Origin of the sequence: Acinetobacter sp. SWBY1, from assembly GCF_002946595.1 — a bacterium.
Classification (GTDB): domain Bacteria; phylum Pseudomonadota; class Gammaproteobacteria; order Pseudomonadales; family Moraxellaceae; genus Acinetobacter; species Acinetobacter towneri.
Map to the genome: position 1 here is coordinate 2,814,029 of NZ_CP026616.1, position 16,675 is coordinate 2,830,703.

The 16,675-nt window shown below is 41.2% G+C and carries 15 protein-coding genes; 6 read left to right on the forward strand and 9 right to left on the reverse strand.

All coding sequences use genetic code 11. The annotated features are described in order from the left end of the window. Nucleotides 1-102: 102 nt before the first annotated feature. From C3Y93_RS13550 to C3Y93_RS13560, 3 genes are all read right to left on the reverse strand, one after another. On the reverse strand, nucleotides 103-1,650 hold the full coding sequence (locus C3Y93_RS13550; RefSeq protein WP_104853175.1) for a hypothetical protein: 1,548 nt from the start codon (nucleotides 1,648-1,650) through the stop codon (nucleotides 103-105). Between the two features lie 252 nt (nucleotides 1,651-1,902). Beyond that, nucleotides 1,903-2,097, reverse strand: coding sequence for a hypothetical protein (locus C3Y93_RS13555; protein WP_004972042.1), 195 nt, complete (start codon nucleotides 2,095-2,097; stop codon nucleotides 1,903-1,905). 317 nt (nucleotides 2,098-2,414) lie between these two features. After that, nucleotides 2,415-3,032: a rhomboid family intramembrane serine protease gene (locus C3Y93_RS13560; RefSeq protein WP_104853176.1), complete on the reverse strand. Its 618-nt coding sequence runs from the start codon at nucleotides 3,030-3,032 to the stop codon at nucleotides 2,415-2,417. Nucleotides 3,033-3,189: 157 nt separating this feature from the next. On the opposite strand from C3Y93_RS13560, the gene nfuA reads away from it, so the two are divergent. Then, nucleotides 3,190-3,828: a Fe-S biogenesis protein NfuA gene (gene nfuA, locus C3Y93_RS13565; RefSeq protein ID WP_096900978.1), complete on the forward strand. Its 639-nt coding sequence runs from the start codon at nucleotides 3,190-3,192 to the stop codon at nucleotides 3,826-3,828. Between the two features lie 73 nt (nucleotides 3,829-3,901). Here the strand turns inward: nfuA and C3Y93_RS13570 are convergent, their stop codons facing one another. After that, nucleotides 3,902-4,915, reverse strand: a complete 1,014-nt coding sequence (locus C3Y93_RS13570) for a hypothetical protein (RefSeq protein WP_096900977.1) — start codon at nucleotides 4,913-4,915, stop codon at nucleotides 3,902-3,904. A gap of 18 nt (nucleotides 4,916-4,933) precedes the next feature. Then, nucleotides 4,934-5,992: an alpha/beta fold hydrolase gene (locus tag C3Y93_RS13575; RefSeq protein ID WP_104853177.1), complete on the reverse strand. Its 1,059-nt coding sequence runs from the start codon at nucleotides 5,990-5,992 to the stop codon at nucleotides 4,934-4,936. Nucleotides 5,993-6,290: 298 nt separating this feature from the next. Here C3Y93_RS13575 and C3Y93_RS13580 point away from each other — a divergent pair, with 298 nt between their 5' ends. Continuing rightward, nucleotides 6,291-6,905: a carbonic anhydrase gene (locus C3Y93_RS13580; protein ID WP_019837464.1), complete on the forward strand. Its 615-nt coding sequence runs from the start codon at nucleotides 6,291-6,293 to the stop codon at nucleotides 6,903-6,905. Nucleotides 6,906-6,944: 39 nt separating this feature from the next. Here the strand turns inward: C3Y93_RS13580 and C3Y93_RS13585 are convergent, their stop codons facing one another. Further along, on the reverse strand, nucleotides 6,945-7,574 hold the full coding sequence (locus C3Y93_RS13585; protein WP_004972029.1) for an arylesterase: 630 nt from the start codon (nucleotides 7,572-7,574) through the stop codon (nucleotides 6,945-6,947). Nucleotides 7,575-7,586: 12 nt separating this feature from the next. Between C3Y93_RS13585 and C3Y93_RS13590 the strand changes: the two genes are divergently transcribed. Together C3Y93_RS13590 and C3Y93_RS13595 are read left to right on the forward strand one after the other, a co-directional pair. Next, nucleotides 7,587-8,336: an ABC transporter ATP-binding protein gene (locus C3Y93_RS13590; protein ID WP_104853178.1), complete on the forward strand. Its 750-nt coding sequence runs from the start codon at nucleotides 7,587-7,589 to the stop codon at nucleotides 8,334-8,336. Nucleotide 8,337: 1 nt separating this feature from the next. Beyond that, nucleotides 8,338-10,827, forward strand: coding sequence for an ABC transporter permease (locus C3Y93_RS13595; RefSeq protein ID WP_004972024.1), 2,490 nt, complete (start codon nucleotides 8,338-8,340; stop codon nucleotides 10,825-10,827). 46 nt (nucleotides 10,828-10,873) lie between these two features. Here the strand turns inward: C3Y93_RS13595 and C3Y93_RS13600 are convergent, their stop codons facing one another. Continuing rightward, nucleotides 10,874-11,689 (reverse strand): rhomboid family intramembrane serine protease, encoded by an 816-nt coding sequence (locus C3Y93_RS13600; protein WP_104853179.1) that lies wholly within the window; start codon nucleotides 11,687-11,689, stop codon nucleotides 10,874-10,876. A 76-nt stretch (nucleotides 11,690-11,765) separates the two neighbouring features. Between C3Y93_RS13600 and mtgA the strand changes: the two genes are divergently transcribed. Then, nucleotides 11,766-12,440 (forward strand): monofunctional biosynthetic peptidoglycan transglycosylase, encoded by a 675-nt coding sequence (gene mtgA, locus C3Y93_RS13605; RefSeq protein ID WP_004972019.1) that lies wholly within the window; start codon nucleotides 11,766-11,768, stop codon nucleotides 12,438-12,440. Nucleotides 12,441-12,573: 133 nt separating this feature from the next. Beyond that, a complete protein-coding gene (gene ppk1 / locus C3Y93_RS13610) occupies nucleotides 12,574-14,655 on the forward strand; it encodes a polyphosphate kinase 1 (RefSeq protein ID WP_104853180.1) in 2,082 nt (693 codons plus the stop codon). Between the two features lie 110 nt (nucleotides 14,656-14,765). Here ppk1 and C3Y93_RS13615 read toward each other — a convergent pair whose 3' ends face one another. Continuing rightward, on the reverse strand, nucleotides 14,766-15,401 hold the full coding sequence (locus C3Y93_RS13615; protein ID WP_104853181.1) for a LuxR C-terminal-related transcriptional regulator: 636 nt from the start codon (nucleotides 15,399-15,401) through the stop codon (nucleotides 14,766-14,768). Between the two features lie 358 nt (nucleotides 15,402-15,759). Beyond that, a complete protein-coding gene (oxyR, locus tag C3Y93_RS13620) occupies nucleotides 15,760-16,665 on the reverse strand; it encodes a LysR family transcriptional regulator OxyR (protein ID WP_004972012.1) in 906 nt (301 codons plus the stop codon). Nucleotides 16,666-16,675: the final 10 nt, after the last annotated feature.

Below are 16,675 nucleotides of genomic sequence, written 5' to 3' on the forward strand. Positions count from 1 at the left end.
GAAAAAAGCGCTGTGATGATACAGCGCTTTTTTTATACCTGCAGATCAGTCTAGAGAAATATTTGCAGGCAAGTTTTTGAATAGATAGATTAGCGGTTTACATTACTTTTTAAATTTTTGGATGACTTTGTCCAGCGGTAATTTATCTGCAGCAAAGCCATAGAGCGCAGCGAAAGGTAGGGCCGTTCGTGCCAAATACGCCACGCGCCACAATCCACCATGGTTCGCACCTTCCATCATCAATTCGAGCGGATGCTCAAGTTTCACTTCAGGATTGGCTGCCGAGTTTGGATTGCGTAAGTCATGAATCCACAATGCCGCCATAATCGCATTGGTGGTTTCAGGGCTAAATGCTTCAACATCAAACAAACTTGCGCCACTAAATGCTGCTTTGAGTAATGGATTTTTGGTCACAGAGTGTGTGGTGGTCGAAGGTGCAATATTGATGCTGACATGCTGTCCTTGATGACGCGCTAAAATTGCACGCCATTGCTGGATGCGTTTTGCTAAAGCATAGTTTGGCCCTTGTTCAACCACCAAACAGTCGGCAATACCATAATGTTGACCATTGTCTGAAGCAATTAAATTATGCAGATTCTTTTGGAAGAAATGACTGCGTGAAATGGTTTCAATACTTTTGGTAAGTAGCTTTTGCCCTTGCGAACGCTGCTGAAACTTCTCTGCCGATGCGCTAATCACTTCTTCAGGAACGGCATAAACATCGGTTGGGGTGCACATAAACATAAGGCTGCTATCAGCTTTGTGTTCGCTGACATATTGCATAATGGCATCCATCGCCATCGAAACACGCACGTGTTTTTCACCATCTAAATAGGCAATGGCTGCTAAATCTAGCGTTTCAGGTTTTTGAGCTAACCATTGTGCAATTTCTGGGGTTTGTGTCAGTAGATTTGCACCCAACTGTTCTGTTAAAATATCAAGTGGGGTATCTGCCGCGAGTTGTGTTGTACTGGGTGCATATAAGGTGGCATTGCCTTGTTGCACAGTGCTTAAAATTTTATTCCACACACGTCTATTTGGTAAATCGACTGCAATAATATTGGCTTTCCATTTGGCTAACCATGTGAGTGGCCCTGCTTCTGAAGCTGCACCAAATAGCACCATGTTACGGTCAGACAAATCAAACCATTCAGGATGCGCGATTGCAGCATTTAACGCTTCGGCATGACTTGGTTCAATAATGCCTGCTGCTAGCCAAATTGCAATTTGATCTAGTAGAGCTTGACCTTGTAACTTTTGCCCACGATACGGCACATACCATTCGGGTGCTGCTTGGCTGCTGCCTTGTAATTTAAAGGTATGTAAAGTTTCAGTAGGCAAGAGCATGACATCTTTCAGCACATATTTTTGCTCATGACGATAAAACTCAAAACTTTGATGAGCTTTTCTTAAACCATCTTCTGCAATTTGAATTGCGTTAGCTTGTTCACGAATACCATTGGTCACGAGGGCTTTAAAGTATTTTGGATAGTGTTTACGCCAGTTTTTTTCTGCCAAAGCATCGACTGAGCTTTGATGATCGACTGTGGCTAAGGCTTCGGCAATAATTTGTTTGCCCGTGCTTGAGGTGCTGGGTTTATGATTTTCTGGATGAATTGGAAACTGTAAGCCATCGTAAGAAGTGGACATGCAAAAACTCGCAAACTAAATTGAAATTAATATACAGATGTATACATTATCTATGCCAAGTTGCGATATGGGGTAGCAAAAACTACCAAAATTGAGTGAAATTTGAATAAAAAAACCTTCACGAAGTGTAAAGGTTTTTAATGTGAATGAAATGTTGTTGAGATTTAAAGGTTAGTGTTTAAATGTCTAGGTTCGAATCATAAATGAGTCTGATGCTGTATCAACAATGTTTTATTCACTCAGACCAACAGCTTAACAACGTCCTTTTTTCGCCTGACCTGGAGGACAAAAATCACCATCACCATGCGGATGTTGGTGTGGATAATAGCCTTTCGGGTAGATCGTGCGGTCAGGATCAATCACCACACTGCCTTCAGGAGTATGTACGGCACATGCGCTTAATCCTAGACTGAGTAACAGGGCGCTTAGAAGTGCAAACTTTTTCATGGCTGACTCCTGATTGCTTGATAGTTTTAGTCTTTATATTCTTAGTATAAGTGCTTGTCGAGTAACTGCATGTTATTTGTTGTGTGCTTTATGCTGTATTGGATCATTCAGATGCTTTCATCAATCAAAAATACTTATCAGCAGTTCATAAAATGACGATTGAAAGTCGTTTTTCCCAATGAGAGAGGCTGAAGATGAGAGGCAATAAATGATGGTGTTAAGCGGATTTATGAAAGCAGTCTATTGACGGATTTGAAAATTCTTTAAAGTAGCAACGACTCAGTGGTAGATGTACCGAGTCGTTATAGTTTCAAAAGTTAAAACGGCAGTTGCGCCAGTTTATTCAGGAAGTGAGGCAAGATGCGTGGTTCAATTAAAATAGTCACAATCACACCATAGGCCGCACCCCATAAATGCGCACTGTGATTAATATTGGAATTGCCGCGTTTACCCGACCAAATGCTATACGCTATATACAGTATTGCAAAAATAATGGCAGGCACTGGAATAAAGAACACGAAAATCAACTTCCACGGCTCAAACAAAATATAGGCAAACAACACCGCAGATACAGCACCAGATGCGCCTAAGCTGGCCCAACGATGGTCATTTTTATGCTTTAAATAACTTGGAATAATCGCGGCGATTAAACCACCCAAATAGAATAAAACAAAGCCTAAATCATAGACGTATTGGCGATAAAAACTTTCAATAATGCTGCCAAAGAAAAACAGGGTAATCATATTGAACAGCAAATGCGCACCATCGGCATGCACAAAACCATGGGTAATGAAGCGGTCATATTGACCACGTTGCATAGCAGGCGGCCAAAAAATCAGACGATTCATTAATTCTTGTTTGGAAAACGCCAACATAGACACAATGACCGTAATAATGATAATGGTCACGGTATGATTAAAAGGTAAATCGAGCATAAACGCCTATTCTTTTACTTGAATTCTGCTGTAATAATGCATCAAAACTGAGTTTGAGTCGAACTTTAGGAATAAATCCGACAATTTTGGTTGATTTTTTTTTATTCCCCCGCATCTTCAGTTAAAATAGCCACTTCAGCTTGAGGAAATTATTGTTATGTCGACTGAGAACAGCAGCACAGCAGTTGTAGATGAAATTCCAAACTTATTGATTACGCCAACTGCTCAAGAGTATTTGAAGGATTTATTGGCAAAGCAAAATACACCGGGTATTGGTGTGCGTGTTTTTGTGGAAAATCCTGGTACACCGCGTGCTGAATGTTGCATGGCTTATAGTGCGCCCGATGAAGTTGTACCTACAGACTACAAACAGGAATATCCAGACTTTCCTGCATTTATTGATACGCCGTCTATTCCGTATTTATTGGATGCTGTAATTGACTACAATAAAGACCGTTTTGGTGGTCAATTGACTTTCCGTGCACCGAACTCAAAAGTGCCACGCGTAGGCCCAGATGCTTCAGTAGAAGAACGCATTACTTATGTTTTACAGTCTGAAATTAACCCAGGTTTAGCAGGGCATGGTGGTAACTGTGCTTTGGTTGAAGTGGTTGAAGATGAAGAACACGGCTTAACTGCAGTATTGAAATTTGGTGGCGGTTGCCAAGGATGTTCAGCGATTGATGTGACTTTAAAGCAAGGTGTTGAAACAACCTTGAAACAACACGTACCTGAATTGATGCGTGTGGTGGATCAGACTGACCACAGTCAATCTGAAGGTGCTTATTTTAAATAAGCTCTAAGCCTCGCTTAAAAATAACCTCCTAAATTTTAGGAGGTTATTTTTTATCTGAAATTGTCAACAGACCCTATTCATTCGTTTGTAGATTTAAAATTTGTTGTGTTTTTTCAGAATAATAAAATTTCTCTAAATAATGGCGCGCACGTTGCTTTAAATAGCCTTCAGCGATCATTTTTTGAATGACTGGATTTAACAGTTGTTGTAATTGTTGTTGGACTAGCGCTTCATCAATGTTTAAGTCGTGCAATAACAAGTCAAAAGGGCGCGCCTGATTGCGTACATACCACGCATAAACCCCATCATGCACTTGCTGTTTCAAATAGTCACTTTGGCGTAAATGATCCCAAATTTCATGTCCTAAATTGACAGTTTGGGATAGGTCTTGTACTTCAATATAATTTTTTAAAACGGAAAGTGGCAAGTCTTTAACTTTGTGCCATAAATTGGCTTGGAAGTGATACAGTTTTTCCTCATCAAAATGTTGATTAAGCACCGACTCGCTCATTTGAGTCAGCTTCTGCACATTTTTTTGCAAATAATGCTGAATGGTCTGGTCTAAATTGGTATCGGTAACGCTTTCCAAAACCGATTTACCCATTTTCATAAAACGCGATACGCCAGGCACGCTTTTGGCGATCACCGAATTATCCATATAATCCTGAATGGAATGTTGAATGAGTTGGGTAATCATGGCGGCAAAGGCAGGATTATTCACCACGGCTTTAATCAAACGCTGACGATGTCCACTTTTACTTGCAACATATTGTGCAATTTTGTCGATGGTCAGCACAGGTATCACATCGGCAATTTTACTGCTGTCATTAACAGGGTGTACCAGTGCAAAACGAATATGCTCAGCAATTTGTTCCACTAAAAATGAACTGGCAGGTGTATTTAAAATTTGATGTTGAATCAGTTGATGAATGGCTTCAGATGTCCATAAATCTTGTAAGCTTTGTTTGCGAAACCATTGGTAAAACTGCACAAATTCAGTTTGTACCATTTCACTTTGGTTAAATTCTTGATCTAAAAAATCAAGCTGAGCTTCAATTAGTTGCTCAATGATGGGATGTTTCTGCATGAAGGTTTTATATAATAATTAATTTAGAGGAATCAGTTTATCAGCAAGTGGGTTTTTTAGGTTCTGAGTTTTAGCCAGAAACGGCAAATAATATTGTGCGACTTGTTTTTCAGCTTCCAATAACGGCATGTGTCCAACATTATTAAGAATCACAGGTGTTTCGGCGCGTTTGAGTAAAGATTGTAATTCCTTCGCCACTTCAACATTAATAATGCGATCTTGCTTACCCCATAAAATCAGGGTCGGTGCTTCAATTGATCCTGCTAAACGTGCAAATGAGTCTGGAGTATAAATATGGTTGAGTTTGACAATTTGCTCAATTGCTTTACGGGTTTGTTCTGAGCGAGAAATCAGGACTTCTTCTTGCGCATGTTGAATTTGTGAGGTCATGGCAGGCGGGCTTTGCATGATTTGTTTGGCGACGTCGGCTAAATCGCCATGTTTGCTCACAATTAAGTCATTTAAAGATAATGGATTTTTGGTGTAAGGCGTATTAGCAAGTTTATAAATGCCTGCACTATTGAGTAAAAATAAACTTTGCGTATCAAAAGGATATTGCGAGGCATACACGGTTGCAATTGAGCCGCCTAAAGAATGTCCTGCCACGTGTAAGTTTTCTTCACAGTCAATTGCTTCAATAAATTGACGCAGTTGTGAAGTTACATTCGGAACTGAATTATCAAAATTGCTTGGGGTTTTGGTGTCTCCGCTATTGGGTAAATCTGGAATAATCACATGATAATGCGGTGTTAAAAATTGCGCGACACGGTTCCAATTGTCACGTGTGCCTGCCAAACCATGAATCAATAAAATTGTGGGTTTGCTGTGCGAGCCACCTTCGTTATAGCTCCAGACGACATCTCCAACACGAATGCTTTTAGAGCTGAGTCCTGCTTGTTTGCGCTGTTGCTGAAAGTGATTTTGTAACAGTTTAAGTTCAGTCGCGTTGTTGCTATTAATATTATTGTTTTTTGTGAAAGTATATTGATTAGGCGCAGCACTATGCACAAGGCAAGATGTACTTAGTCCCAAAGCCAAAAAAATCGTATGTAGATAACGTGATCGAATACATTTCATCAAAACGTCTTCCCCTGACGAACCAAAAACAGGCTCCAATAATGGTCGGCATTAGCTCTTAGATCTAATTGCACATCTGTAATCTGTCTATTGTAGGCGATTAAAAATGAAAGTCATCCATTGCTTTTTGACCAAAGCTTTGAAATTGGTAGAAAATGTGACATATCTCTATAAAAAGTGAAAAAATTTATAACAAAAATGAATAAAGAAAAGCGCGGTTGTATATTTTTTTGCAAGTGACATTCATAAAGACTGGCTTTAGAATATTCCAACTTCAAAGATCGGTGGTAAATCAAGAATGCTAACAGCTCAAGAAGCTTTAGAACGTCTTAAACAAGGAAACCAACGTTTTGTTTCTGGTGATACCAAACATCCGAAGCAATTGTCGCACCAACAACGTGCAGAAATGGCAGAAGACCAAAATCCTTTTGCCATTATTTTAGGATGTTCAGATTCACGTGTCCCTGCAGAAATGGTATTTGACCAAGGATTGGGTGATCTTTTTGTAATTCGTGTTGCGGGCAACGTGGTTGCGCCATCACAGGTAGGTAGTGTTGAATTTGCGGCAGAGCGTTATGACTGTGCTGTGGTTGTTGTCTTAGGACACAGTCACTGTGGTGCAATTCAAGCAACAATTGATACTTTAATGTGCCCAGACTGCCCGCCATCGGCAAATTTAATGTCGATTGTGAACCGTGTTCGACCTTCAGTTGAAACTTTAATGCAGACTGAACTAAAAAATGATTTGGCGAAATTGTCTAAGCATGCGGTGCGTTCTAATGTGTTTGCATCGGTAAATCAATTGCGTCATGGTTCAGCAGTTTTAGAAAACCTGATTGAACAAGGTCAGTTGAAAGTAGTCGGTGCAGAATATTCACTGGAAACAGGTGAAGTGGTTTTTTTTGATTTTTAATCCGAACCGCACAGCAATTAGATTTTCCTCAAAGGCGCTTTATAAAGCGCCTTTGATATATGGATAAGCATTATTTAGCAAAATAGGCTGAGCTTTGGCATTTGGATGAATTAAATCTTTTTGCATCAATTGCTTATTGCCCGCAATACCTTCCATAAAAAATGGCAGTAATTTGACTTTATATTGCTGACTCACCACTTTATAGTTATTTTCAAATGCTTTGCTATACGCCGAGCCGTAATTTGGCGGCATTTTCATCCCAAAAATCACCACTTTCGCTTTGGCTTTTTGGCTATGCTGAATTAAGTTCGCTAAATTTTTTTGAATCATTTGTGGCGGTTGTCCACGCAAGCCATCATTTCCGCCTAACTCAATGACTACAACGTCTGGACGATGGGTCTGCAGCAATTTAGGCAGACGCGCCAAAGCACCACTGGTGGTTTCGCCACTGACACTTGCATTGACCACTTTATGCTGTTTCGGATACTGTTGTTCTAAACGTTTTTGCAATAAGTGAACCCAACCTTGTTGTGGTTGTATGCCGTAACCTGCACTTAAGCTGTCACCTACAATCATAATGGTTTTTGCAGATACCACGAATGGGCTGAAACATAGTCCGAGCAGCAACACACGCGGGAAGACACGACTAGTTAGATTGCGATTTTGCATAATGGGAAACGTATGACTCAAAACACTAAAGAATCTAATATCATGCCACAAACGATTATTTCTGCCCAAAATTTGACACAAAAGATACAACTTGCACAAAAACAATTGACCATTTTTGAGAATTTAAACTTCGATATTCAGGAAGGTGAACAAGTGGCCATTACAGGTCGTTCGGGTTCAGGAAAATCGACCTTATTGGGTATTTTGGCAACATTAGATCAGGCCAGCAGTGGAAAATTGGTGGTATGTGGTGAGTCAATTGCAGAATTAAACGAAGAACAACGTGCAGAAGTTCGTTTAAAGCATATTGGTTTTGTGTTCCAGTCATTTCAGTTATTGCCGCATTTGACGGCACTGGAAAATGTGATGTTGCCACTACGTTTGCAGGAAAAATTTAAATATGCAGAAGCTGAACAAAAAGCGCTGAATTTGCTGAAACGTGTCGGTTTAGAGCGTCAGGCACAGCAAACGCCGAAAGTGCTTTCGGGAGGCGAGCAACAACGTGTCGCCATTGCGCGTGCTTTAATTCGTGAACCTAAAATTATTTTTGCCGATGAACCGACAGGAAACTTGGATGGTGAAACTGCAACTGAAATTGAGCAATTGTTATTTGAATTGAACCGTGAGTTGCGCACAACTTTGGTTTTGGTCACGCATGACCCGAAACTGGCGGCACAATGTCAGCGCCATTACGCTTTAATTGATGGGCAATTGGTTGAGCAATTTGCAGCTAAGCCAACCGCTGCCATAACAGGAGGATGAAATGAACGCATTATTTCATCCACTGTTAAAGCAGAGTTTTAAAAGCAGTGGTGTCTATTTACTGATTATTGCGCTGACTTTAGCGATTAGCGCGACCACAGCCTTAAAGTTTAGCAATGAGCAAATTCAAAATGCTGTAGCGTTGCAAGCGGCAGAAATGTTGGCGGGTGATTTAGTCCTGAGCGACAATGAACCCATTGCACAAGACTGGCAGGATCAGGCGACTGCACATCAGTTACAACAGTCGCATGTGACTGTATTTAGTTCGATGGCACATACTCAAGCACAATTTGTGATGGTGAATGTCAAAGCGATTGAGCACAATTTTCCGTTACGCGGTGAATTACGGGTGAGTCCTGCAGCGGACAAGATTCAGTCTGGCGAAATTTGGCTCAGCCAACGTGCTATGGATTTACTTCACGTTAAACTGGGTGAAACAGTAAATATTGCCGATGCAGCATTTACCGTGACTGCCAAAATTGAACATGATTCTAATCAGGAACTCGGTTTTTCAGGTTTTTCGCCGACAGTAATTATTTCACAGGCCGATGTGGCACGTACCCACGCGATTCAAGTGGGTAGCCGCATAGATTACCGTTTGTTGTTGGCAGGCAGCGCCAAAGATACACAAAATTTTGAGCAGTATTTTAAAACACATACACAACAGCCTGCACAGGCACAGCAAACGGCCAGCCCTGAACAAAACTTTGAAGAACAAAGTAGTTTAAGACTACGCAATGCCAGTGAAGGCAATACTCGCTTAATGCGCCCCATTGCCAATTTAGATACCTTTTTACAGTTAGCGAATATCCTGACCATTTTATTGTGTGGGATTGCGATTGGTTTGACCAGTCAGCGCTATGTGCAACAAAATCAGGATCATATCGCCTTATTACGTTGTATTGGTGCAAGTAAACGACAAATTTTAGCCGCTTATTTGGCTTTGCTTGCTTTGGTCTTAATTATCGCTATGGGCATTGGCAGTATTTTGGGCGTGACGTTGGGCTATGCTTTGTTGCAAATCATGCTGCAACTGATTCCGCACCTGGAAATTCAATTTTCAGCCATGGCAATGTTGCTTGGGCCATTGCCAATCGCCATGCTCACCAGTGCTGTGGTGTTGTTGGGTTTTGTGCTGCCTAATTTATTGCAATTGCTGAATACCGCACCGATTCGCGTGATTCGCCAACAAGACAAAAGCATGCGCGCTTGGTGGTGGATGTTGCTTACAGGGACGCTAAGTCTAATCGTATTTTGTGTGGTCTTGACCGAAAGTTTAGTGCTTAGTACATGGGTGATTGGTGCGATTATTGCGCTGTGCGTATTGCTGTATGGAGTGGTGTGGAGTTTATTAAAATTATTGCGTCATTCTAAAGGCAGACTCGCAGCGTATATTCGTGCGCCTGCTGTCACGGCATTTCAAATTACTGCATTGGCTTTAGGATTAAGTTTAATTACGGTACTTGCAGTGTTGCGTACCGACCTGCTAGATCGTTGGCAGCAGCAATTGCCCGAAGGAACACCCAATCAGTTTGTTTACGGCTTGCCCCCGTTTGATATGCCTGAGTTTCAACAACAATTAACGCAGCAGCAGTGGCACAGCACGCCACTTTATCCAAATATACGCGGGCGTTTGGTCGCCAAAAATGATCAACCTTTTGCCGACGCCTTAATTCAGCAAAGCAATACGTTAAGACGCGAACTCAACCTGACACAGTCTGACCGTTATCCTGCCGATAATATCATTGTAAATGGGCAAGCCAATTTCAGTGCAGTGGGACAAGTGTCAGTAGAAGCAGATACGGCTGCCGAGTTGGGCATTCAAATTGGTGATCGACTCAGTTTTAGTTTGCCTGAAGGCATACTTGAAGCCGAAGTGATTAATCTGCGTACGGTGGAGTGGGAAAGCTTTAGTCCAAATTTTTTCTTTATTTTTTCACCGCACACTATGGATGAAAATGCAGGCAGTTATTTGGGCAGTTTCTATGTGCCTGAAGCAGATAAACCGAAACTAATTCAATTGATTCAGCAATTTGCCAACACAGTGTTTATTGATGTCAGCCTAATTTTGGATGAAATTAAACGCATTGTGAATGTGTTGGTGCAGATCATCACCATTTTAGCCATTTTGGTGAGTGTGTCTGGGCTGTTGGTATTAATCGCGTGTTTAAACTTGCTGATGGATGAGCGCAAACGCGAAGTCGCATTACTGCGTTCTTTTGGTAGTTCTAAACAAAAACTCAAACGTATGTTGAGTCTGGAAATCGGTTTTATGGGCTTTATAGCGGGAATAGTGGCGTGTTTATTTGCCGAAGTCATTAGTGCTGTTGCCAGTTACCGCATGGATTTAATGCTGCAACCACATTGGGAAATCTGGCTGATTTTGCCTGTATTTATGACCGTGCTGTGTGCCTTGATTGGACGTTATCGTTTAAGTTATTTATGCGATATTCCGCCACTGCAAAGTTTAAGGGAGATGAATCAGTCCTGATTCATCTCTAGTTGATGTTGTTTTACTTGCTGTAAAGGTTGATTGTTCAACCCAGACTGCGTTGCATCATGCTAAGCAGTTCTTGCCAAAGGGGTTGAATTGGAGCAAGCAGTTTATGGCAATACCAGTAAAATGCAGCACAACCCAATGGTGCAAGGAGCATCGAAAAACTGTTCACTAAGTTACTGTGTTTGCTGCGTTGTCCAAGGTACCAAATGAGTGTCATCGCTGCGCCCATGAGCATGCCGCCAATATGTGCAGCATTATTAATGCCACTGATCATAAAGCCCATACCTAAGTTCAGTGCCATCACCATCACCAAAGTCTTGCCATCCAACAGAAATTTTTGGCGAGGTAATTGGGGCAATAACGCCAATACCGTCAGTGCAGCTCCAAGTCCCATCACTGCACCCGATGCACCTGCACCCACGCTAGGTAACAGCTTTGGATTAGCGACACCTTGTTCGAGCAGGGTATAGCTGTCTTGAATGCTGACATAGCCACTAAGCAGGCTACCCATCAAACCTGTGCAAACATATAACACTATAAAATAGACACGCCCAAACAACTGTTCACTGACGCTGCCAAAAATATACAAGGCCCACATATTTAACATTAAATGTACTAAACCGAAATGAAAAAACATGCTGCTGAACAGGCGAATGGGTTCCGCCAAAAAGGTTAAAGGTGCATAATCAGCACCCCAGCGTATTGCATCTTGCGGGCTAGGATTGCTAATGTTCATGCCGTTGAGCACTTGCCATGCAAACAAAGCCACGTTTATTGCAATCAGGGCTGCGGTAATCCACCACAGGTGAATTTCAACTTTATTGTTGCGCAGGTTTGGGGGATGTTGGGACATATATTTGAATATTGTGTCGTAGTGATCAATCTAAGCTTAACACGAAAAAATAACGCTTCAGGAGCCATGCACCAAGATGAAAGCTTTTTTTATACGAACTTTGTTAATTCTTGTCAGTGTGGTGCTTTTGGTTCAATTATGGATTTTTAGCAGCTTGGTGTGGTGGCGTACGCAGCCTGTGCAATCGACCATGATGATGCGTTTGGATTATTGGGCTGAACCGAGTAAGCCTATACAACATCAATGGCGCGACTATGACCAACTCAGTGATAATTTAAAGCGAGCTGTGGTGACTGCCGAAGATGGCAAATTTATGCAACATCATGGCTTTGACTGGGAAGGTATTCAAACTGCGCTGGAACGGAACAAAGATGAAGGCAAGGTTGTTGCAGGTGGTTCCACAATTTCTCAGCAGCTCGCCAAGAATTTGTTTTTATACAATAAGCGATCTTTTTTGCGTAAAGGGCAAGAAGTTGTGGCGACATGGATGATGGAACGTATGTGGTCAAAGCAGCGTATTTTAGAGGTCTATCTCAACTCGGTAGAATTTGGCGATAATATTTATGGTGCCGAAGCTGCGGCACAGCATTATTTTGGCAAAAGTGCAAAAAGTTTAAGCCGTGATCAAGCAATTTTCTTGGCTGCGATTTTAACCAATCCAAAATATTTTCAGGAACATCGTAATGCGGGGGCATTAAAAGCCCGTAAACAGATGGTGCAGCGCTATATGCGTTATGCGGAAATTCCCTAAATTGAGCGAAAACAAACTATAAAATGTGAAAACATCCACAAAGCCTAATTTTTTAGGCTTTTTTTATGAAAATGTCACAAAATTGAAGCATACTTGTAGCAGTGCCAAACATTTTAAAAAAGCATAGGTGGGTATGAATACGGCAACAGGCGCGACTCCTGCGCAAACAGAATATACATATAATGATCGCTACATTAACCGCGAACTGTCTATTTTAGATTTCCATTTGCGCGTGCTTGAGCAAGCTGTCGATCCGTTGCATCCTTTGTTGGAACGCATGAACTTCCTGCTGATTTTTTCACGTAACTTGGATGAGTTTTTTGAAATTCGTGTTGCGGGCATGATGGAACAATTGGACTTGGGCAATGAAAGCCGTAGTCCAGATGGTTTAACCCCTAAGCAGGTGTTAGATCAAATTTCTAAAACAGCACATGCTGCTATTGAACGCCAGTACCGTATTTTAAATCAGGAAATTTTGCCAAAATTACGTGAAGAAGACATTTGTTTCTTACGTCGTGGTGAATTAACCCCTGCACAATCGGCATGGGTGAAAAAATATTTCCAAGAGCAAGTTGCCCCTGTATTAACCCCAATTAGCCTAGACCCTGCACATCCATTTCCACGTTTGGTCAATAAAAGTCTGAATTTTATTGTGACTTTAGAAGGGAAAGATGCTTTTGGTCGTCAAATTGATTTGGCGGTTGTTCCTGCACCACGTTCATTACCACGTGTAGTTCGTTTACCCGATGAACTTACAGGCGGTAAAGAGCACCACGTCATGCTTTCAGCAATTATTCATGAGCATGTGTCTGACTTATTCCCGGGCATGACTGCGACTGGATGCTATCAATTCCGTGTGACCCGTAATGCAGATTTGGCCTTAAATGAAGATGTAGAAGACTTGGCCAAAGCCCTAAAAGGCGAATTAAACTCACGCCGTTTTGGTCGTGCGGTACGTTTAGAAGTAACGCACAACTGCCCGAAAGCCATTTATGATTATTTGCTAGATGAGTTCGATCTTGAAGAAGAACAACTTTATAAAGTAGATGGCCCAGTGAACTTGGCGCGTTTATTGTCTAATTTTAAACGTCCACATTTACGTTATGATTCACATACACCCGCCATTCCAAAGGTGTTAAAAAAGTCTGAAAATATTTTTTCAGCGATGCAAAAGCAAGACATTTTATTACACCATCCGTTTGAATCTTTTGCACCCGTGATTAACTTGCTGCGTGAAGCTGCACGTGATCCACAAGTCTTGGCAATCAAACAAACTTTATATCGTAGTGGCGCAGATTCTGAAATTGTACAAGTGCTTGCAGAGGCTGCACGAAACGGTAAAGAAGTGACTGCGGTGATTGAACTGCGTGCACGTTTTGATGAAGAATCTAACATTGCTGTGGCTAACGTGTTGCAAGAAGCGGGCGCTGTAGTTGTGTACGGTATTGTGGGGTATAAAACCCACGCCAAAATGATTTTGGTGGTGCGCCGTGAAAATAATAAATTGGTGCGTTATGTACATTTAGGCACAGGTAACTACCACGCAGGCAATGCGCGTATTTATACCGACTATGGTTTACTGACCACAGACAAAGAGCTGTGTGAAGATGTGCATCGTATTTTCCAAGAGCTAACAGGCATGGGTAAAATGGCAAAACTGAAAAAGTTGTTGCATGCACCATTTACCCTGCACGCACAGTTGGTGAATTATATTGATGAAGAAATTGCCAATGCTAAAGCAGGTAAGCCCGCACAAATTATTGTGAAAGTGAATGCACTGACTGAAATGCAATTGATCAATAAATTGTACGAGGCGTCTCAGGCGGGTGTGCAAATTGATCTCATCATCCGTTCAATTTGCTGCTTACGTCCAGGTTTGCCAGGCTTATCGGAAAATATCCGTGTGCGTTCGATTGTCGGACGTTTCCTTGAACATACCCGTGTCTATTATTTCTCTAATAATGGCAATCCACGTATTTATTGTTCAAGTGCTGACTGGATGGATCGTAACTTATTTAACCGCGTTGAAGCGTGTTTCCCAATTGAAGATCCAGCTTTGAAAAAGCGTATTTATGAGCAAGGTTTATTGACCTATATGCAAGACAATCAACAGGCGTGGCTGTTGCAGGGTGATGGAACTTGGGTGCGTGTAAAAGCAGCTGAGGGTGAAGAACCACACAATGCGCAGCGTATCCTGACCGATTGTATTGTTTAGTTTCAAACATTTATAACAGGTAAAAAGAGCGATGCCAGACATCGCTCTTTTTTTGTTTCTAATATTTATTTAAGACTTATATTTTTGATTGATATTTATTGATCAATAATTTAAGAAAAACAGCACATCGCATCATCCGCATTCATAATTTTGCGATAAATACTTTTCGCATAACCATGCACCAGTTGTTCTGAAGCATTCAGGTTGGCAGCAACTTGTTGTGAAGGTAAACCTTGTCCTGAAAGCGCCAATATTTCATGTTCAGTTTTAGAGAGTGCCAAAGAATGACCATGTGCGACAATGGATTGTTCGCAGGCTAAGATTTCATTGGCTAAGTTGCCGTCTAGCGGTGAGCCGCCACGTAAAATGGTGCGAATCTGGTTTTGCATGCCTGTTGCAGATTGGTCGCTAAAGACATAGGCTGAAATGCCTAAATGAATAGCTTGTAGCAATTGTTTTGGCATACTTGAAGGCAGCACCGCCACAATTAAGGTATCTTTACGGAAAAGTTTGAGATTTTGGATAAAATCAATTTGAGCTTTTGACCAATCTTGCAGATTAATAAACACAATATTGGGTAAGTGATGCTGCACCATGAGAGTTGCATGCTGTAAAGAAGTACTGCTTAACAGTAATTCTTCTGGGTAGCCAAAATTCATTAAAATATCGCTTAAGTCGTTTAACTGCTCGACGGAATGATCAATCAGTAAAACAGGCACAGGCAAAATCAGATCTCTATGAATCATTGCAAGTACTCCTGTTTTGCTCAATGAAAAAATCTTGATTCTTAATTAACGCTATTTTGCAAAATATTAGGGAGTCTGAATATCCTTGAATATAGTGATTTTTAGCAAAAAAGGTAAATATAAATAATTGTTGTTGCGTATGTTTTTCTAAATATTGTAATTATGTGAGTTGTGTAACAATAATAGGATTCCTTTTAAAGATTTGCACCTAAATATGCAAAAATCAATAAAACAGCAATTTTTTATTTTATTTATATTTTTAAATCACTTAAATCCATAAAAAGGATTGGTGTTTAATAGGTATTATAACGAAGAATAAAAAAGGAGCCGTTTAGGCTCCTTGATTACAACAGCATTTTTATACTGTAGTTTGAGTGATCTTTTGTAAAATTTGTAGCAAAACGTCAAATTCACTTTGTAATGGCGTGCTTTTACGCGTCACTAAAGCCAAAGTACGGCTTGGTGCAGCCTCAATACTTTTGATCTGTAAATCTGGATTCGATTTGATCATGGCATTATGAATTGCAATTTCAGGCAATAGGGTAAAGCCTAAATTTGCAGACACCATTTCAACCAAGGTCGGCAAAGAGCTGGCTTTTAAACGATGATCGTTTTTGCGTTCACCAATCGGGCAAGCACTTAAAGTGTGATCACGTAAGCAATGACCTTCTTCAAGCAGCATTAAGCGCGATAAATCCAAATCATCTAAAGAATTGGCCTGCGCCGATTTTTGATCGCCCTTGTGATAAACCAAGAACAAATCTTCTTTAGAAATTTCAGCCACTTTCAAACCACGCGTATCGAATGGCAGGGCTAACACCACCATATCTAAATTGCCGTGTTCTAGTTTTTCGACAATTTTTTCACTTTGCGCTTCGTGTAAATGCAATTGAATTTTAGGTAGCTGCTTATGCACTTCATCTAACAGTTGCGCCAAAATAAATGGGGCAATGGTTGGAATCACGCCTAAGTGTAAATCACCTGTGAGAGGCTCACTCATTTCACGGCTTAAACGCATTAAGTCCTGTGCATCTGCTAACAGAACACGGGCGCGTGCTACGACTTGTTCACCCAATGGGGTTAAACGTACATTCTGTCGATCACGTTCTACCAGTACGCCGCCAAGCAGGCGCTCCAGTTCCATGATCCCGCCAGACAAAGTCGACTGAGTTACAAAAGAACGGCGAGCCGCTTCTGTAAAATGTAACGTTTCAGACAGTGTAACGAGGTATGACAGCTGTCTTAAAGATGGTAATGCAGCCATAGTGTCCTAA